The following is an 18,458-nucleotide window of genomic DNA, read 5'->3' as shown; positions in this document are numbered from 1 at the left end:
CCTCGCCGACCGTGACGATCGACACGGGCCTGGACCTCGGAGCCCGTGCCGGCCGTGGTCGGCATCTGCACGAGCGGCAGCCGCGCGCTCGCGACCTTGTCGACGCCGTACATGTCGGCCAGCGCCTGCTGCCCCGGCGCGAGCACCGCGATCAGCTTCGCGACGTCCATCGACGAGCCGCCGCCGAGCCCGAGCACGATCTCGGCATCGGCCGCGACGGCCCGCGCGGTGGCTTCGAGCACCACGTGCTCGGGCGGATCGGCGATCACGTCGTCGATCACGGTGACCTGCCAGCCATGCGCGGCGAGGCTCTCCAGCGCGGGCGCGAGCACGCCGCTGCGATGCAGGAACGCATCGGTGACGACGCACAGCCGCACGAGCGCCGGAAAGCGTTCGCGCAACAGCGCGCCGAGCCGGCGCGCGGCGCCGAATTCGACGATCTGGGTCGGAACGGTACGGAATTGAAACGGGTTCATCGGGTGCCTCCCGGTGGCGTCGCCGTGCCGGTGTCCGGCTGCACCATGTAGCGGGACACGTCGCGGCGATCGAGCAACGGCATGATCGCCCCGATTCCGATCCGCTGGAAATGCGGCGTTTCCCGATGCGCGTCGAGGCCGTCGGCGTCGCGATAGCGTTCGAGAATCACGATGTGGTCGGGGTGCTCCGGCGACCGGAAATACGCGTAGTCGAGATTCTTCGGCTCGGCCCGCGTGGCCGGCGCGAGTTCCGCGAGCAGTTCGATCACGCGGTCGCCGTTGCCGGGCTTCGCGAAGTAATGCGCGATGACCTGCAGGTAGGGTTCGTTCATGCTGCGCTCCAGGTTCGACACAAGCCCGTCATGACGGGAGCGCACCCCATCCGCGATGAACCGGATGGATTCAAACGCGATGAGGCGGCACCGTATCACTGACGCGTCGTTGCATTGTATTGAATCGGCACGGCCTTCGCAGTGCCGCGACCGGCCGCGAAAACCTCGAACCCAGTCCCTCACGGCAAGCGCGCGGCGAGCCGGAGCCCGGCCGGCCGCCGCGCGCTTGCGCCACCACGCTGCTTACCAGGGCACCGTGCGTCCCAGATAGTCGAGGTATTCGAGCCCGGGCCGCGCCCGCTTCGCCAGCAGCACGTCGACGAGGCTCGGCACGCTCTCCTCGATGGTCAGGCGTGCATCGGGTCCGCCGAGTTCGGTGCGGACCCAGCCGGGCGCCATCAGCGCCAGCGCGCGGCGCGTATCGGCCTGACGTGCCGCGAAGCTGCGCATGAACTGGTTCAGCGCGGCCTTGCTGCCGCGATACACCTCGCGCATTCCGGTCACGTTGTTCGCGACGCTGCCCTGCCCCGACGACATTGCGCCGATCAACCCGTCGTCGGGCACGAGATCCTGCAGCGTCTCGATCGCGCGCATCGGCGCCAGCGCATTCGTGATCATCACGCGCACGAATTCGTCGGTCGTCACTTCGCCGATCGTTTCATTCGGATCGTTGGTCGTGCCGGCATTCACGAACAGCATGTCGAAGCGCCGGCCCGACAGGCGCTCGCGCAGCGCGGCCAGTTGCGCGGGCTCGCAGATGTCGAGCGTGCCGATCTCGAGCCGGCCGTCGAACCGGTCGGCCAGGTCGTGCAGCTTCGTGCGTCCCGATCCTTCGCGCACCGTGCCCGTCACGTGCCAGCCCTTGTTCAGGAATGCCTCCGCCATCGCCAGCCCGAGGCCGCGCGACGCCGCGACGAGGAGGATCGCGGGGGCGTTTCGTCGATTCGATTCAGTCGATTGCATGGTTTTTCGCCTTTGCCGTGTTTCGTGATACGCCCACTATAGGCGGGCACCACGACAGGCGCCAGACGCACCGGATGCAATCCATCGTTGCACCGAACGCCATGTCAAACCGCACAGTGGCGTATCCTGTCCGCATGGAAGACATCGACCTGAACCTCGTCACCGCGCTCGACGCGCTGCTGTCGGAAGCCAGCGTGACCGGCGCCGCGCGCCGGCTGGGCCTGAGCACGTCCGCGATGAGCCGCACGCTCACGCGGCTGCGCACTGCCACCGGCGACCAGTTGCTCGTGCGCGCCGGACGCAAGCTCGTGCCGACGCCGCATGCAGCCGCGTTGCGCGACCGCGTGCATGCCGTCACGAGCGACGCCCGCGCCGTGCTCCGGCCGGCGACGGCCGACGTCGACCTCGCGACGCTCACGGCCACGTTCACGATCCGGGCAGCCGCGTCGTTCATGGAAATGCTGTCCGGCCCGGTGGTGGCCGCACTCGGCGACGTCGCGCCGCGCGTGCGTATCCGCTTCGTCCCGAAGCTCGACCGCGATCCGCAAGCGCTGCGCGACGGCACGGTCGACCTCGAAATCGGCAAGCGCGGCGACGACGCACCCGAGCTGCACACGCGCATGCTCTTTCACGACTGGCACGTCGCGGTGGCGCGCGCCGGCCATCCGCTGTTCGCGTCGGCCCGGATCACGCCCGCGCGCTATGCAGCCTGCCGCCACGTCATGGCGGTCCAGCTCGGCGATTTCGGCGGGCTGGTCGACGATTCGACCGCCAACACGGGCAACGGCCCCGCCGTGCACGTCGTCGTGCCAGGCTACCCGGACGCAATGCGTGTCGCGGCCAGCACCGACCTGATCGCGCTGGTGCCGCGCTCGAGCCTCGGCAACGCGTGCTCGCAGGGGCTCACCGAAGCCCTCGGGCTGCGCAGTTTCGAGATCCCGGCCCGCCTGCCGGCGATCCTCGTATCCGCGCTGTGGCATCCGCGCATGCACGGCGACCCCGTGCATCGCCGCCTGCGCGATACGGTCATCGCCGTGTGCCAGCGCGCGTATCCGGATGCCCGGCCGCCACGCACAGCGGCGCGCGGCAAGTAAACACGCGCCGCCGGCTGACGGCTGGTTGATGTCGCGCGGCTCAGATCAGCCGGCCGCCGCCGTCGATAGGCAGCATTTCGCCATTCGTGAATCGGTTGCCCGACAGGACCGCGATCGCCACTCGGTCGACGCGCTGATCGCCGGGCGCCGATCGGACGCCTTTTCCGCGCGCCGCCGAATCCCCCTATCGCGGCCCAGCCGGGCAGCGCCGGCGGCCCCTTCGGCTAAAATGCCGCACTTTCCACCTTGTCCGGCCCGCTCGCCATGCAACCCGCCTCCTCCGCCCCCTCCGCCTCCCATGGCGCCGACGCCGCAGAAGCGGCCCGCGACCTCGTCTACGGCCCGAACGACCGGCCGGCGCCGATGGTCGCGTTCGTCGCCGCCCTCCAGCACCTGCTGGCGATCATCGTGCCGATCGTCACGCCCGGCCTGTTGATCTGCCAGGCGCTCGGCGTGTCCAGCCGCGATACGACCCTGATCGTGTCGATGTCGCTGGTGATTTCCGGCATCGCCACCTTCGTGCAGTGCAAGCGCTTCGGCCCGCTGGGCGCCGGCCTGCTGATCGTCCAGGGCACCAGCTTCAACTTCGTCGGCCCGCTGATCGCCGGCGGCAGCCTGATGGTCAAGCAAGGCACGCCGGTCGAGACCGTGATGGCCGCGATCTTCGGCGTCGTGATCGGCGGGTCATTCGTGGAGATGGGCGTGTCGCGCATCCTGCCGTTCGTGAAGCGCCTGATCACGCCGCTCGTTACCGGCATCGTCGTGCTGCTGATCGGCCTCACGCTGATCAAGGTCGGCCTCATCAGCATGGGCGGCGGCTACGGCGCGATGGCCAAGGGCACGTTCGCGAGCGCGGAGAACCTGACACTGTCGGGCCTCGTGCTCGGCACGATCATCCTGCTGAACCGCGTGCCGGTCGTCTGGGTGCGCAGCACCGCGCTCGTCATCGCGCTCGCGATCGGCTACCTCGCGGCCGCGTTCCTCGGCCGCCTCGATTTCACCGGCATGCACCAGGCCGCGCTGTTCCAGGTGCCGACGCCGCTGCACTTCGGCATCGGCTTCTCGTGGGCGCTGTTCGTGCCGATGCTGATCATTTACCTCGTCACGTCGCTCGAAGCGATCGGCGACGTGACGGCCACCAGCAAGATCTCGAACGAGCCGGTCGAGGGGCCGGTGTGGATGCAGCGCATCAAGGGCGGCGTGCTGGTCAACGGTGCGAACTCGTTGCTGGCCGGCGTGTTCAACACGTTCCCGAGCTCGGTATTCGCGCAGAACAACGGCGTGATCCAGATTACCGGCGTCGCGAGCCGTCACGTCGGCATCTGGATCGCGGGCATGCTGGTGGTGCTCGGCCTGTTCCCGGTCGTCGCCGGCGTGCTGCAGGCCGTGCCGGAGCCCGTGCTCGGCGGTGCGGCGATGGTGATGTTCGGTGCGGTGGCCGCGTCGGGCATCAACATTCTCGCGGGCGTCCATCTCGACCGTCGCGCGCTGCTAATCATCGCGGTGTCGCTGGCGCTCGGCCTCGGCGTGTCGCAGGTGCCGGACATCCTGAACAGCCTGCCGCATGCACTGAAGAACGTGCTGGAATCGGGCGTGGCGACGGGCGGCATCTGTGCGCTCGTGATGAACTGGTTCCTGCCGGAAAAGAAGTAATCGAAGGAACCGCGCGACGGCGCGGTGCGCGGGATGGGTCGCACCGTGCGTCGCGCCGGCCGGCACCGGCCTCCGGGTGCCGGCGCGGCATGGCCGTCGCCATCGCGGGAGCGCCCCGGCCGGGCGCTGATCGTCAAACCCGGTCAGGCCGCCTTGGCCGATCGATTTGGGCTGGTTAGAATCACGGCATGCCCCTGATCCTCACGCCCGACCACGCCCCCGAAACGAGTGCCGTCCCGATCAAGGAACGCGCGACCGTCGTCTGCTATCGCGATGAGCGCGTGTTGCTCGTCACGCGTGCGGCGTCGCGCTGGGCCCTTCCCGGCGGCACGATCAAGCGTGGGGAAACCCCGCTCGAAGCCGCGCATCGCGAATTGTGCGAAGAAACCGGCATGACCGGCCAGGATCTGGTGTACTCGATGCAGTTCACCGGGCTCGCGAAGATCCACCACGTGTTCTTCGCGGAAGTCGGGCCGGACCAGACGCCGCAAGCGAGCAACGAGATCGCGAAATGCAAGTGGTTTCCGATCGACGGTGTCGACCGCCTGCGCGCAAGTATTCCGACGAAGCGAATCGTCGAACTCGTCTACGACCACGAAATCCGCAAGACGTAGCGCACGCCCGAGCCGTCCGTCGGCCCGCGTCGATCGCCGCGAATCGGCGGCGCGCGAACGCTCAGTGCGAGCGTTTTCTTCGCAGTTCGTGCGTCGAATAGACGACGAGGAAGATGCCCAGCATCGCGGCGCCCGACGCCATGAAGTCGTTTGCGCTGCCCGCGCTGCGCAACGCCGCGGGGAAAATACCCAGACTCAATCCTGCCCCAGCAAGAAGCAATCCTGCTGCCACGCCCCAGATCGGTCCGGCGGTCTTGTCGATTGTGTTTTTCATACAGCACCCGTCTACAGTCATGACCTGAACGGTATCGGCAAAAAGCGCCGCGTCTACCTTCAGTCATTCCACTATAACCGGAACAAAATCCGCAAGCTTCTGGTGCTTTTCCCGATCAAGTTCCGGCGATCGGCGTCGTAACGTGCCGCACCACCGTTTCTGCGCCGGACACGTGGGGCGAATCGTCGGCCATGACGCGATTGCCGACCACCAGGCCCAATTCGCCGCGTGCCGGGACGCCCCATTCGCGGTCGTGATACGCCTGCATCGGCGGGTCGCCGTCAGCCCACTCGCATCGCGTGACGGGTCGCTTGTCGATCGTGCGCTGCATCCAGCGTTGGCGATGGCCACTCGCATGCTCACGCAGTCGGAATCGTGCCGCCATCGATCACATACTCGGCGCCGGTAATCGACGCGGCACGCGGGGACGCCAGGAAGGCGATCAGATTCGCCACTTCGCCGGGCGTCGACGGCCGTCCCAACGGAATGCCGCCGAGCGAATCCATGATGATCTGCTTGCCGCCTTCATAGTCGGTTCCCGCCTGCTCGGCGAGCCGTTCCGCGAAAGCGACGGCCGCTTCGGTTTCGATCCACCCGGGCGCAACACGGATCACGCGAATGCCCTTGGGCGAGACTTCCTTCGACAGGCTCTTGCTATAGGTGGAAAGCCCCGCTTTCGCTGCCGCATAGGCCGTGGTCGATTCCGGCAACGGAAGCGCGCGCTGGATCGACGTGACGTGAATGACGACCCCTGCGCGTTGTGCCAGCATGCCCGGCAACAATGCGCGGTCCAGTCGAACCGCGGGCAGGAGATTCAGGTTCAGTTCGTCCTGCCAAGCATCTTCGCTCAATGCAGCGAAACCTCCGGCAGGCGATCGTGAACCGCCCACGACGTGGACGATCACGTCGACGCCGCCAAAGTTGGCCATCACGGCCTCGGCCACTGCTTCACAGCCCTCGAGGGTCGCCAGATCCGCCGCGACGAAGATGTCGGCGGGCGTATCGGCCGGTGGCGTGCGCGCGGTGGTGAGTACCTTCGCGCCGAGTTCGCGGAACAAGCCGACGACGGCCTTTCCGACACCCATCGTCCCGCCCGTCACCAGGACGCGCTTGCCCTGCAATTCCAGCGTCATGGCCATCAGTGGATCTCCAGAGACCGGATCTGGTCGCCGGCCAGATCAAACACGTGATCGAGTTGCACCGGGCTTCCCGGGAAGTTGCCGTCGACCCTGGCTCTGACCGTCACGCGATCGCCATCCCGGGAGACGGCGACAGGCTCGACCGTGAACTCGAATTGCTCGCGCGACGTGCGTTTCCACGACTCGATCGCGTCGTGCCCCCGGTGCGTCCGGCCCTCGTCGACGACGACCGCATCCGGCGTGAAGCAGTGCGCGGCCCGACGCGTATCGGCGCCGTTGCTGAATTCGAAATAGGCGTGAATCGGGTCTGGCAGTAACAGCGTCATGTTTGCGTTCTCGCTATGGGCTTTCATGACGGACATTCTCGTCATAGACTAACCATTCCACAAGAACGCACTAAAAAGTAAGTGACTGAGCCATGGGAAAGGAATACACGCCGGCGACGGCTGCGCTTGGGGTAGAACAGGTGATTCAGCTGCTTGAAGGGCGCTGGAAATTGATCATCCTGTTCCATCTCTTCGACGGAAAAGTGCAGCGATATTCGGATTTCGAACGATTGATTCCTGGCATTTCCCAGAAGATGCTGGCGCAGCAACTGAGGCAACTGGAAGCCGACGGAATCGTGTCGCGAAAGCTTTATCCGCAGGTGCCGCCAAAGGTGGAGTACCGACTCACCGATTGGGGGCAGGCGTTGTGCCCCGCACTGGACGCCATGCTGAAATGGGCCGAGCAACGCGCGCGCTTCTCGTCATCACCCGAGTCGGCAGAATGACCGAGCCTGCCGGCTGATGCGCTGCACGCTGCCCGCCCCGTTCAAATCGCCACTTCGGGCGGTGCCTGGCGAAACAGCCGCGTGATCCAGCACAGATACACGAGCCCGAGCGCGAACCACACGACGCCGAGCACGAGCGCCGTCTTCTCGAGGCTCACGAGCAGCCAGATATCGGACACCGCACCGATCGCGGGAAAGACGAGTCCGCCGAACACGCCGATCCGGCGCTCGCCGTGATTGCCCGACAAATACAGCCGAATCACGCACAGATTGACGGCGGTAAAGGCAAGGAACGCGCCGAAGTTGATGAACGACGTCGAGGTGGCGACATCCAGCTTCAGCGCGATCAACCCGACGACGCCGGCCAGCGCGATGTTGATCGCGGGCGTCTTGAAGCGCGGATGAATGAACCCGAAGATGCGCTTCGGCAGGATTTCATCGCGGCCCATCGCATAGAGCAGCCGCCCGACGCTTGCCTGCGCGGAGATGCCCGACGCGAACTGCGCGAGGATCAGGCCCGCGAGGAACACGGTGACGAACAGGTCGCCGCCGATCATCTTCGCCACTTCGAACGCGGCCGAATCCGTATCCTTGAAATCGACGCCGGGGTGCGCGAGCTGCATCGTATACGCCGCGATCACGAAGATCGCGCCGCCGATCAGCGCAATCAGCAGGATCGCGCGCGGCATGTTCTTCTTCGGATCGATCGTTTCCTCGGTCAGCGTCGAGACGGCGTCGAAACCGAGATACGAATACGCGGCGATCGCGGCGCCGGCCATCGTCGCGCCGAACGGCACGTGCGGCTTGAAGAACGGCTCCGCCATCGCGATGCCGCCCGGCCCCGCCGCGGCCGACGCATAGTGCCAGCACAGCACGACGAACATCGCGACGATCGCCAGTTGCACGACCATCAACACGATGTTGAAGCGCGCGGCCAGTTCGATGCCGACGATGTTCAACCCGCTCGTCAGCACGATGAACGCGACGATCCAGATCCAGGTCGGCACATGCGGAAATGCCGCGTTCAGATACGCCGCACCGATCAGCCAGATCACCATCGGCAGGAAGAAATAATCGAGCAGCGTTGCCCAGCCGATCATGAAGCCCAGGTGCGGGTTGAACGTCCTGCGCGTGTACGTATAGGCCGAACCCGCGGCCGGATAGAGCCGCGCGAGCTTGCCGTAGCTGAGCGCGGTGAACGCGATGGCGACCAGCGCGAGCAGATAGGCGAGCGCGGCCGTATCGTCGCTGGCCTTCGCGAGCACACCGTAGGTACCGTAGACGATCAGCGGCGCCATATAGGCGAGGCCGAACAGCAGCACGGACGGCAGGCCGAGCGTGCGCTTCAGGCGTGCCGGTTCATGGGATGACGACGCTTGCATGTGATCTCCTGGGCCCTTGTGGGGCGATGCGAATGCCTGTGTGCCGTACGGGCCGGCACGTCAATGGGACGACCGGGCATGTGCAGGGCATCGCGCCCTGCTCCATGCATTGGATGGATCGCGGATCGTGACTACTCGGCGCGGTGACGGCACGCGTCGATCGTGAGCACGCGCCCGCCGTCAGCCTGTTCGACAGGCGACAGACCGAGCGCCACGCGTGCGTCGTGCAGATAGCTGTAATGCTCGCGGCTCGCTTCGAGGCGCGTCAGATCGAGGTTCGCCGGTGCGACGGCTTCGTCCCGGCCGAGTTCGATCGTGCTGTCGCCAAACGGATCGACCAGCGTGGACAGGCCCGCGAACGTCAGGTCATCGTCGCCGGCCCCGCAGCGGTTCACCATCACCGCGAACATCTGGTTCTCCATCGCACGTGCGGCGATCGCACGGCGATGCACGGGCCCGAACGGGTCCATGTTGCCGTTGGTGACGATCAGCAGATCGGCGTCGAGCGCGCCGATCGCGCGCGCCGTCTCGGGGAATTCGATGTCGTAGCAGATCAGCAGGCCTACCGTCAGGCCGTTCCAGGCGCAGGTCGCGAAGCGGTCGCCTGGCGTGAATACGCCGACATCCGACGCCCACAGATGGGTCTTGCGATAGCGCAGGATGATGTCGCCCCGCTCGTCGACGAGTACCGTGGTGTTGTAGAACCGTCCGCCGTCGCGCTCCGCGAGGCCCACCGCAACGGCCACGCCCGTGCGACGCGCCGCGTCGCGTACCGCCAGCAGCCGGGGGCCGTCGAGCGTCTCGGCGACCTCGGCGACGTTCTCCCGCGTCGGGAAACCCGACAGCGTCGTTTCGGGGAACACGATCAGTTTCGTGCCGCCGGCCACGTCGACGCGTTCGATCGTGTCGATCACCTTGCGCGTGTTGTGTGCGACATCCCCGTCGACGAGCGACAGTTGCGCGAGTTCTACCTGCATGAAGCCTCTCCTTCCAATCGCCTTTCATTGGCATGTCGTATGCGTTGCATGCGGGATGCAACGCGCGTCGAGCGAAGCGGTGCATAGCCCGCGGCCCGTCGAATTGAGGCCGATTATCGGGTTATTATTTTTGACCTGAAATTCCCCGCCAGGGTTACCCTCACCGGAGCACACGATGGACCTCGAATGGCGAGATCTCGCCTTTCATCGGGAGATTGGCTCGGCCATCGACGCCCTCGATGGCCCGCATTTCTGGGCGCGGCTCACGCGCGTGCTGGAGCGGCATCTCGACTTCGACAACTGGGTCGCGCTGCGCTTCGCGCGCGATGCGGCGCCGCTCGTGCTCGCCGAACAGGCGATGCCGGACGGCAAGATCGACCTGATGTTCCAGGACTACCTGGCCGCGCTCTACCAGCTCGATCCGTTCTATCTCGCCGCGTTCGAAACGCAGGCGTCGGGCTTCTACACGCTCGCCGACGTCGCACCGGACAATTTCCGGATGACCGAGTACTACCAGCGGTACTTCAAGAAGAACATCGTCGGCGACGAAGTGCATTTCAACGTCGTAATCGATCGCGATCACACGCTGGGCTTCTCGCTCGGCAAGACGAGCAAGTACGACGAGCGCGAGATGGCATTGCTGACGCTTTACACACCCTGGGTGCTGTCGTTGATGCAGCAGCGCCTGCGCTTCGAGACGTTCGTCGTGAACGAAACACCGCGCGCGAGGGAACATGAAGCGCCCGATCCGCACACGCGCTTCGGCATGCTGACCGGAAAGCACGGGCGCGGCGCGTTGACGACGCGTGAAATCGAAGTGGCAATGCTGTCGTTGAGCGGCTTCTCCACGCGGGCGATCGGGGAGAAGCTGTCGATCTCGTTCGAAACCGTGCGCGCGCACAAGAAGCACATCTACGCAAAGCTCGGTGTCGGGTCGCAGTCGGAACTCTTTGCGCTGTTCTACGATCCCGCGAGAGCCGGTGAATCCGCGTGATGCGAGCGGCGGCGTCGCGGCTCGGACACCCGCCTCGAACGGCAGCATGTACAGTTCATGCAACGTCCGGTCGTCGACGTTTTCCGAGATGGTCATCCGGTTCGTTTCCTGCTCGTTCGCGACGAGATGCTTCGCCATCGCGATCATCCCGTGCGACTGAACCGCCTGAATTTCAGCGACGCCCAGCGTGCCGGTCAGATACGGGTCCTCGCCCATGTATTCGAAATTGCGGCCGCCGACGGGCAATCGGGCCAGGTTCATGCCCGGTGCTTCGAACACATGAAGCGCGAGGTTCGCGCCTTCCTTGCCGATCACGTCGCCGAATTGCGTCGCCACCGCATGGTCGAACGATGCCGCCACCGCGATCGCGGACGGCAACGCAGTGGCTTTCGCGGACGCGGCACTCGTCAACGCCGCCGCACCGCTCGACGCCGAGCCGGCGGGAACGCAATCGTTCTGGCCGATCCCGACCGGGCCATTCGTGATGCGCAGCGTCGGGATGTGGTATTTCGGCAGCCCGGGAATGTGACGTGCACCGAAGCATTGCGGGAGCTCGGCGATTACGCCGGGGCCGCCCACCAGTTGCGCCTCCTTGTCGGGCAATGCCATTGCCGCCACGAGCAAGGCGGCGCGCTGCGCAGGCTTCAACGACGTATCCACCCAGTTTCTCGATGGTCTGCTTCAGGCGGAACTCCACTTCCGGCGAGAAGCGCTTGGTCCCGTTGACATATTTCGATACGGTCGCGACAGACACCCCGGCTGCCATTGCCACGTCCCGGATCGTCGCGTTCGCGCCTTTTTTCATATGTGTGGAATGTCTTGTATGGGAACGCCGAGTCGCTCGAGCATTTCACCGAGGTTCCAACGGAAACGGCTGCGGAGTCGCACCGGTAGCCTCCACGGCCGCGCGAACGCCGCCGCGCCCGCTGCCCGCGCCTTCAGCAGCAGTCCGTACGATATGGCGATATGCGGTCGGTGAATGCCCGGACATGCGCTTGAACGCGTTACTGAATGCGCTTTCGGACGAGTAACCGAGCGACTGCGCAAGCAGGGCCACCGGGATGTCCTCGTCGCGCAAACGGCGCTCCGCAAGACGCATGCGCCACTCTCCCAGATAGGTCAGCGGCGCGACACCGGCGCTCGCCCTGAAGTGAGAAGCGAACGTGGTCCGTGACATCGCACACGCGGCGGCAAGCTCATCCAGATGCCATGAACGCGCGGGGTCGCCGTGCATCAACCGCAGTGCGGGTGCGATGCGCGGGTTGCCGAACGCGCGCAGCCATCCCGTCAAGGACGCGGACGTTTTCAAATGGGCGCGCAATATCTGAATGAAGAGCAGCTGTGAAAGCTGGGCCGATACGAGTTGCGCGCCGGGCAGATCGGCCGCACGCTCTTCCACGAGTTGCTCGAGAAGCCAGCGGACCTTCACTGCCTGCGGCGATGCGGCCGGTACGTGAATCCATGGCGGCAGAACGTCCGACAGCAAGCTGCCGGTGACCGGATCGAGCAATACGTGCCCGCCGATCTGCGCGAATTCATCGCCGTTGCCGAGTTTCACCGTCGACCTTCCGGCGCCCGAGAACAACGCCATCGCGTCGACGGGTGGCACGCAAGGATCACTTGCGAGGACGAACGAGCGTTTCGCCGTCAACAATCCGACGTCACCGCTTCCAAAGCGGATAGGCGTTTCTTCTCCGTCGATGGAGACCCAGCACGTGCCCTTCACCACCGCAAAGAACTTGATCTTGTCGGGTGCCGGAAATCGCACAGCCCAAGCGCCGCCGGCGGAGAAGCCTCCCGTCGCCAGCGATTCGGCGTTCGTGAGCCTCAGGATGTCGGAGAAGGGGTCGTCACTCATCATCGTACTGTCGCGCAAGTAAATCGCACTATAGAGCATTAACAATGCTGCAGGCCGGGCCTTAACCTTCCGGTTCTTCGTCCCGGACAATCAACGACATGAACAGCAATACCCACGATGTATCGGTTCTCGTCACGGGCGGCACCGGCTTCATTGCACAACACTGCATCCTGGCGCTGCTGAATCGAGGCTATCAGGTACGCACCACCGTTCGCTCGCTCGCACGCGAGACGCAGGTGCGCGCACAGCTCGAAAGAGGCGGCGCGGAACCCGGAGGCCGTCTGTCATTCGTCGAGGCGGATCTCCTCGCCGACGACGGCTGGCAACAGGCCACTGCCGGCTGCACCTACGTCGTACATGGCGCGTCGCCCACGCCCACCGGCACGCAGACGAGCGAAGACGACTGGGTCAAGCCCGCCGTGGCAGGCACGCTGCGTGTGCTGCGTGCGGCGCGGGACGCCGGCGTCAAGCGCGTCGTGCTGACCTCCGCTTTCGGCGCGATCTGCGCCGGGCATGGGCCAATGCGCCGCCCCTTCGACGAGACCGACTGGAGCAACCTGGCGGCCGCCGATGTCTGGCCTTATCAGAAGTCGAAGACCTTGTCGGAGCGCGCGGCCTGGGATTTCGTCGCGCGAGAAGGACGCGGCATGCAACTGTCCGCGATCAATCCGGTGACGGTTCTCGGCCCCGTGCTCGGCGACGACTATTCGCATTCCATCCGCCTGATCAGGGGCATGCTGGACGGCCAGCCCGGCAATCCGCGAATCAATTCCGGCTTCGTCGACGTGCGCGATGTCGCCGACCTGCATGTGCGAGCCATGACCCACGAAGCCGCGGACGGCGAGCGCTTCATTGCCATTGCAGGCGAAAGCATGTGGCTCGCCGAAGTCGCGCAAGTGCTCAAGGCGCGCATGGGGGACGCCGCGCGCCATGTGTCGACCCGGGTGCTGCCCGACTGGCTGGTACGCATCGGCGCGCTCAGGGATCCCGCGCTGCGCGGATCGCTGCCGCTGCTCGGCCGCAATCTGAACGCCACCAGCCAGAAGGCCATCAGCTTGCTCGGCTGGTCGCCCCGCCCGCGCGAGGACGCCATCGTCGCCACGGCCGAAAGCCTCGTGCGCCTCGGGCTACTGCGCGATGCCGGCCGGCGATAGCATGCGCGCCACCTGCCTCCGCCGAGATCTTGTTTCGGCCTGACGATACGACGGGCAATAGAATGCGCTGCCGGGGCCTGTCAGCAACCTGCGGGGCGTTTACTGAAGTCGTCGGAAGCCAGAAATGGCGGAAGGCAGCCAGAGTCGAACTGACCCGGGAGTGTCTGACACCCCCAACCGGGTTTGAAGCCCGGCCGTACCACCGGATACGAATGCCTTCCGCGGGAAAAAGAAACCGAAGAACAACGAGCGCCTACGCCTGAATACCCGCCCAACCGCTGTCAGGCCGCAGGTAGTGAAGATCGCGGTGGAAGCGAGTATACCCAACCCGATCGAAGAACTCGAGAATCTGGATCGCGCGCTTGCGACCGAGCCCCGTCGCGTCGCGGAACGTCGCGGCATCGAGCCCGCCGCCGCGCGACGGCGCGAGATGCGCGACCAGCTCCGCCAGCTCGCGCGCGATGTCCGCGTGATAGAACAGGTCGCGCACGACCTGGTGCACGTCGCCGCGCCGCGCAAGCTTGCGCAGCAGCGTGCGCACCGCATCCTCGGCCGCACCCGTGTCGCGGGCCAGGTCGCGCACCCACGGCGGATCGAAGCGCCCCGCGTGGATCAGCGGCAGCAGTTGCCGCGCCAGCGCTTCCTCGCGCGGCTCGAGGCTCACCGAATGCGACGGCAGATGCAGCCACGGCCCGCTGCGCGCGACCTCGCCGCCCGTCACCAGCGCATCGACGAGCGCGCGCCACAGCGTATCGCCGACGAGCGGCGCAGCCATCCGTCGCAGGCGTGCGGCGTCGAGCCCCTGCTCGTCGGGCATGCGTTCGTGGTACGCGCGCAGCGTGTCGACCGCCCGCGTCTGCAAGGCCCGCCAGTGCGCATGCGAAATCACCGCGCCTTCGTTCGCCGCGGCATCGCGTTGGCCGATCGCCAGCGCATCGTCCGGCAACGCCAGCGCATCGGGTGCGAATCCCGTCAGATGCGTGAGCGTCGCGCGCGCCATGCCGAGCGGCGCCTGCGCGAGCAGCGCATCGAGGCGCCCTTCGTCGAGCCACGCCGCGAGCGCATCGAGCCACGCGCGGCGCGCCGGCGTACGGCGCTTGCGGGCCGGCCCGAACGGATCGAGCACGCGGCCGCCGCCGACGGTGCGCGTCGCCTGCGGATTGCGGACGATGAAGCGGTCGCCCGGCAGCGCGAACACCGGCTCGTCGAATACCAGTTGCACGCGCATCCGCTGGCCGGCGGCGAGCGTGTCGCCGTCCAGCAGCGCGACGTGGGCCACGCGATGCAGCGTGCCGAGATGCACGTGCAGCGGCGCCCAGTGCGTCAGCGTCAGCCCGGCGTCCGCGAGCAACGTCAGCTCGACGTCCAGGCGCGGCGACGTCGCGACGAGCCGCGCATCGGCGACGGTGTCGCCTCGCTCGATGTCTGCCTTGTCGACGCCGGCCAGGTTCAGCGCGCAACGCTCGCCCGCGCGGCCGGCCTCGACCGGCCGGTTCTGCGCATGGATGCTGCGCACGCGGGCCGCGCCGCCCGTGCGCACGATCGCGAGCGTGTCGCCGGTCGCGACGCGGCCCGCGAACGCGGTACCCGTCACGACGGTGCCCTGCCCGGCGAGCGTAAACACGCGATCGACCGCGAGCCGGAACAACCCGTCGTCGCGACGCGTGCGCCACGCGATCGCCGCGTCGGCCAGGTGCTGCTTCAACGCGGCGACGCCGGAATCGTCGGCCGCCGTTGCACGCGTTTCGAAGATCGGCACGCCGGCCAGCGTCGAGTCGTGCAGCCAGACGGCGATCTCGTCGCGCACCTCGGCAACGCGCGCGGCATCGACGCGATCGCATTTCGTCAGCGCGACGGCGCCATGCGTGACGCCGAGCAGTTGCAGGATCGCGAGATGCTCGCGGGTCTGCGGCATCACGCCGTCGTCGGCGGCGATCACGAGCAGTGCGAAGTCGATGCCGCACGCGCCGGCGGCCATCGTATGAATCAGCTTCTCGTGGCCCGGCACGTCGATCAGGCCGAGCACGTCGCCGTTGCCGAGCGGCGTATACGCGTAGCCGAGTTCGATCGAAATGCCGCGCGCCTTCTCTTCCTTCAGGCGATCGGTGTCGACGCCCGTCAGCGCACGCACGAGCGTGGTCTTGCCGTGGTCGATGTGCCCCGCGGTCCCGACGATCATGCAGCGGGCCCCGCGAGCGGCACGCATTGCGCGACGAACGCCGCTTCGTCGGCTACTTCGAGGCAGCGCAGATCGAGCCGCAGCGCGTTGTCGGCCACGCGGCCGATCACCGGGCGCGGCCATTCGCGCAGCCGTTTCTCGAGCTGTGCGAGCGCGCGGCCGCTGCGCTTGCCGTCCGCCGAGCGCACCACGAGCCCGGCGCTCGGCAACTGGTCGACCGGCAGCGCGCCGCTGCCGATCTGGCTGAACATCGGTTCGACCGTCACGTCGAAACCGCTGCCGAACGCAGCCTGCAACGCAGGCCGCACCCGTTCGGCCGCTTCTGCGATCTCGCGCTGCGGGCGCGTCAGCAAGCGCAGCGTCGTGAGGCGCTCGCGCAGGAATTCGGGCGACTGATACAGGCGCAGCACCGGTTCGAGCGCCGCGAGCGTCAGCTTGCCGACGCGCAGCGCACGCTTGAGCGGATGCTTCTTGATCTTCGCGATGAGCGCGCGATCGCCGACGATCAAGCCGGCCTGCGGGCCGCCGAGCAGCTTGTCGCCGCTGAACGTGACAACGTTTGCGCCGGCGGCGACGGTTTCCTGCACGGTCGTCTCGTGCGGCAGCCCCCATTGCGACAGGTCGGCCAGCGTGCCGCTGCCGAGATCGACGGCCACCGGCACGCCGTGCTCGCGCGCGAGCGGCGCGAGTTCGGCGAGCGTCGCCTCCTTCGTGAAGCCGCTGATCGCGTAGTTGCTGCAGTGCACCTTCATCAGCAGCGCCGTGCGCGGACCGATCGCATCCGCGTAGTCGCGCAGATGCGTGCGGTTGGTCGTGCCGACCTCGCGCAGCTTCGCGCCGGCGCGGCTCATGATGTCGGGAATGCGGAATGCGCCGCCGATCTCGACCAGCTCGCCGCGCGACACGACGACTTCCCGCTTCGTCGCGAGCGCCGACAGCGTCAGCAGCACGGCCGCCGCATTGTTGTTGACGACGGTCGCGGCTTCCGCGCCCGTCAGTTCGCACAGCAGAGCGTCGATCAGGTCGTCGCGATCGCCGCGACGGCCGGTAGCGAGATCGAACTCGAGGTTGACGGGCCGCGTGAGCACGTCGACCACCGCGCGCACCGCGTCGTCGGGCAACAGCGCGCGTCCGAGATTCGTGTGCAGCACGGTGCCGGTCAGGTTGAACACGGTGCGCACGGCGCCCGCATTCTGCGCGGCCAGGGTACGCGCGACGGCGGCGGCAATGCGCGGCTCGTCGAGCGGCTCGGCCGCCGCGGGATCGCGCTGCGCGGCCGTGCGCCAGCGTTCCAGTTCGGCGCGCACGGCGTTGAGCACGCGCGTGCGGCCATAGTCGGCGACGAGCGGCTGCAGCGGCGCCGACGACAGCACGCGCTCGACCGACGGCACACGCGCCAGCACGGCATTCAGTTCATTCACACCCGGTTCGGTCACGTCGTTGTGGCTCCAGTCTCATGCTTCGCAGTCGGCCGGGGACGGCGCTCGCGCACCGCCCCGGCCCCGTGCCGTCAGTCCGCTTCCCGCGACACGTCCGGCCACAGCAGCGGGTTCGGCGAACTGCGCTGGTAGCCGGCCTCGTTCATCAGCAGGTCGAGCGTGAGACTTGCGAGATCGTCCGCCAGCGGCTCGAACTCGTAGTCCTTCTCCTGATAGCCGATCTTGCGATAGGTCTTGCACTCGTCGCACGATTCGGCCTTGACGGCTTCGCTGCCGCCTTCGATCCCGTGATACGCGATGCCCTTCGTCGAATCGCAGTGCGAGCACTTGGTGCGCACCATGTGCCACTCGGTCGTGCACAGCCCGCACTGCAGGAAACGGTAGCCCTGATACTGGCCGCCGACCCGCACGACGCTCGCGACCGGATGCGTGCCGCACACCGGGCACAGCCCCGGCTGGTCGAGATACGGGACATCGGTGGGCGTCACGCGGCTCGCGAGGTCAGTCCATACGACCTGCAGCGCGGCCATCAGGAACGGCGCGGTGGCCGGATCGACCTCGGCGAAGCGCAGCGCGAGGATCGCATCGGCCTGCGCGTCGAGCTCGGCGGGCGCCATCAGGCGCAACCGGTCGAGCAGCTTCGCGAGCTGCGGGTTGACGAGCCCGGCGCTTTCGACGCGGTCGAGCAGTTCATACAGCACGGCGCGCCAGCGCGCATCGCGTTCGCCGTCGAGCGCCGGCACGAGCGGCATCGAATGTTCCTGCGCGCGTGCGATCGCTTCCTTCGACGGCAGCGGCAGCTCCAGCGCCTGCAGCGTCGCGTGCTGCGCGTCGGCGACGGTGGCCATCAGCCGCAGGTAGCCGCTGATCGGGTTCAGGTCGGCCAGCTTGCGCAGCCGCGCGGCGCGCGCCGCGAACGCGGTCGCGCGCTCCGGCAGGCGAAAGCGCGGAATGGCCGAATGATCGAGTGCCGAGATCTCGGTCGGCTCCAGAATGCGTTGTGTCACGAAAATATCTTCCAAGGGGGCTGTTTGCGCATGGAACGCGCATGCGTTGCCACGAGAAGGGCCGCTCGCGAGGCGCGCGACGCAGCGAATACTGACGTATTCGCAAGGAGCGCAACGTGGCGAGCGGCCCTTCTCGTGGCAACCCGTGTCT

18 protein-coding genes, 1 tRNA gene and 3 pseudogenes are annotated in these 18,458 nt (G+C 66.9%); 6 read left to right on the top strand and 16 right to left on the bottom strand.

The window, feature by feature from the left end; all coding sequences use genetic code 11:
• From JMF90_RS02460 to JMF90_RS02450, 3 genes and pseudogenes are all read right to left on the bottom strand, one after another.
• Positions 1-476, bottom strand: a pseudogene (locus JMF90_RS02460) (iron-containing alcohol dehydrogenase); the annotation flags it as partial.
• A complete protein-coding gene (locus JMF90_RS02455; protein ID WP_011548055.1) occupies positions 473-808 on the bottom strand; it encodes a putative quinol monooxygenase in 336 nt (111 codons plus the stop codon). The gene JMF90_RS02455 and the pseudogene JMF90_RS02460, both read right to left, overlap by 4 nt.
• 243 nt (positions 809-1,051) lie before the next feature.
• Positions 1,052-1,771: an SDR family oxidoreductase gene (locus tag JMF90_RS02450; RefSeq protein WP_011548056.1), complete on the bottom strand. Its 720-nt coding sequence runs from the start codon at positions 1,769-1,771 to the stop codon at positions 1,052-1,054.
• Positions 1,772-1,905: 134 nt separating this feature from the next.
• On the opposite strand from JMF90_RS02450, the gene JMF90_RS02445 reads away from it, so the two are divergent.
• The 3 genes from JMF90_RS02445 to JMF90_RS02435 all read left to right on the top strand — a co-directional run bounded on the left by JMF90_RS02445 (position 1,906) and on the right by JMF90_RS02435 (position 5,132).
• Positions 1,906-2,865: a LysR family transcriptional regulator gene (locus JMF90_RS02445; RefSeq protein ID WP_041489408.1), complete on the top strand. Its 960-nt coding sequence runs from the start codon at positions 1,906-1,908 to the stop codon at positions 2,863-2,865.
• 264 nt (positions 2,866-3,129) lie between these two features.
• The gene (locus JMF90_RS02440) at positions 3,130-4,518 is read left to right on the top strand and encodes a nucleobase:cation symporter-2 family protein (RefSeq protein ID WP_011548058.1); all 1,389 of its coding nucleotides are present in this window, start codon (positions 3,130-3,132) and stop codon (positions 4,516-4,518) included.
• A gap of 188 nt (positions 4,519-4,706) precedes the next feature.
• Complete coding sequence (locus tag JMF90_RS02435) at positions 4,707-5,132, top strand: NUDIX hydrolase (RefSeq protein WP_011548059.1); 426 nt, start codon at positions 4,707-4,709, stop codon at positions 5,130-5,132.
• A 61-nt stretch (positions 5,133-5,193) separates the two neighbouring features.
• Here JMF90_RS02435 and JMF90_RS02430 read toward each other — a convergent pair whose 3' ends face one another.
• The 4 genes from JMF90_RS02430 to JMF90_RS02415 form a co-directional block, all read right to left on the bottom strand.
• A complete protein-coding gene (locus JMF90_RS02430; RefSeq protein ID WP_041489409.1) occupies positions 5,194-5,406 on the bottom strand; it encodes a hypothetical protein in 213 nt (70 codons plus the stop codon).
• Positions 5,407-5,521: 115 nt separating this feature from the next.
• On the bottom strand, positions 5,522-5,737 hold the full coding sequence (locus tag JMF90_RS02425; RefSeq protein ID WP_226292317.1) for a DNA-3-methyladenine glycosylase I: 216 nt from the start codon (positions 5,735-5,737) through the stop codon (positions 5,522-5,524).
• 28 nt (positions 5,738-5,765) lie between these two features.
• Complete coding sequence (locus JMF90_RS02420) at positions 5,766-6,545, bottom strand: SDR family oxidoreductase (RefSeq protein ID WP_011548062.1); 780 nt, start codon at positions 6,543-6,545, stop codon at positions 5,766-5,768.
• Entirely contained in the window at positions 6,545-6,871 is a 327-nt protein-coding gene (locus JMF90_RS02415) for a nuclear transport factor 2 family protein (protein ID WP_041489489.1), read from the bottom strand. The genes JMF90_RS02420 and JMF90_RS02415 overlap by 1 nt, the downstream gene beginning before the upstream one ends.
• 92 nt (positions 6,872-6,963) lie before the next feature.
• On the opposite strand from JMF90_RS02415, the gene JMF90_RS02410 reads away from it, so the two are divergent.
• Positions 6,964-7,317, top strand: coding sequence for a helix-turn-helix domain-containing protein (locus JMF90_RS02410; protein ID WP_011548064.1), 354 nt, complete (start codon positions 6,964-6,966; stop codon positions 7,315-7,317).
• Between the two features lie 41 nt (positions 7,318-7,358).
• Here the strand turns inward: JMF90_RS02410 and JMF90_RS02405 are convergent, their stop codons facing one another.
• Complete coding sequence (locus JMF90_RS02405) at positions 7,359-8,699, bottom strand: APC family permease (protein WP_011548065.1); 1,341 nt, start codon at positions 8,697-8,699, stop codon at positions 7,359-7,361.
• A 131-nt stretch (positions 8,700-8,830) separates the two neighbouring features.
• A complete protein-coding gene (locus tag JMF90_RS02400; protein WP_011548066.1) occupies positions 8,831-9,676 on the bottom strand; it encodes a carbon-nitrogen hydrolase family protein in 846 nt (281 codons plus the stop codon).
• 175 nt (positions 9,677-9,851) lie between these two features.
• On the opposite strand from JMF90_RS02400, the gene JMF90_RS02395 reads away from it, so the two are divergent.
• Positions 9,852-10,670 (top strand): response regulator transcription factor, encoded by an 819-nt coding sequence (locus tag JMF90_RS02395; protein ID WP_011548067.1) that lies wholly within the window; start codon positions 9,852-9,854, stop codon positions 10,668-10,670.
• A gap of 78 nt (positions 10,671-10,748) precedes the next feature.
• Here JMF90_RS02395 and JMF90_RS02390 read toward each other — a convergent pair.
• The 3 genes and pseudogenes from JMF90_RS02390 to JMF90_RS02380 all read right to left on the bottom strand — a co-directional run.
• A pseudogene (locus tag JMF90_RS02390) lies at positions 10,749-11,279 on the bottom strand (glycoside hydrolase family 3 N-terminal domain-containing protein); the annotation flags it as partial.
• Positions 11,280-11,328: 49 nt separating this feature from the next.
• Positions 11,329-11,475 (bottom strand): annotated as a pseudogene (locus JMF90_RS02385) (LacI family DNA-binding transcriptional regulator); the annotation flags it as partial.
• A gap of 45 nt (positions 11,476-11,520) precedes the next feature.
• Entirely contained in the window at positions 11,521-12,567 is a 1,047-nt protein-coding gene (locus tag JMF90_RS02380; RefSeq protein ID WP_011548068.1) for an AraC family transcriptional regulator, read from the bottom strand.
• A 59-nt stretch (positions 12,568-12,626) separates the two neighbouring features.
• Here JMF90_RS02380 and JMF90_RS02375 point away from each other — a divergent pair, with 59 nt between their 5' ends.
• Positions 12,627-13,682: an aldehyde reductase gene (locus tag JMF90_RS02375; protein ID WP_011694684.1), complete on the top strand. Its 1,056-nt coding sequence runs from the start codon at positions 12,627-12,629 to the stop codon at positions 13,680-13,682.
• A 125-nt stretch (positions 13,683-13,807) separates the two neighbouring features.
• On the opposite strand, the gene JMF90_RS02370 is transcribed toward JMF90_RS02375, so the two are convergent.
• The 4 genes from JMF90_RS02370 to fdhE all read right to left on the bottom strand — a co-directional run bounded on the left by JMF90_RS02370 (position 13,808) and on the right by fdhE (position 18,307).
• Positions 13,808-13,903: transfer RNA gene (locus JMF90_RS02370), tRNA-Sec, on the bottom strand.
• 32 nt (positions 13,904-13,935) lie between these two features.
• The gene (gene selB / locus JMF90_RS02365) at positions 13,936-15,861 is read right to left on the bottom strand and encodes a selenocysteine-specific translation elongation factor (protein ID WP_011548070.1); all 1,926 of its coding nucleotides are present in this window, start codon (positions 15,859-15,861) and stop codon (positions 13,936-13,938) included.
• Positions 15,858-17,297, bottom strand: a complete 1,440-nt coding sequence (selA, locus tag JMF90_RS02360) for an L-seryl-tRNA(Sec) selenium transferase (protein WP_011694683.1) — start codon at positions 17,295-17,297, stop codon at positions 15,858-15,860. Before selA ends, selB begins: the two co-directional genes overlap by 4 nt.
• Positions 17,298-17,371: 74 nt before the next feature.
• Entirely contained in the window at positions 17,372-18,307 is a 936-nt protein-coding gene (gene fdhE, locus JMF90_RS02355) for a formate dehydrogenase accessory protein FdhE (RefSeq protein ID WP_012338470.1), read from the bottom strand.
• Positions 18,308-18,458 lie beyond the last annotated feature (151 nt).

It is taken from the genome of Burkholderia sp. E168m23, from assembly GCF_016586125.1.
In the GTDB taxonomy this organism is placed as follows: domain Bacteria; phylum Pseudomonadota; class Gammaproteobacteria; order Burkholderiales; family Burkholderiaceae; genus Burkholderia; species Burkholderia orbicola.
This window is presented reverse-complemented; position numbering and strand designations above follow the sequence as displayed.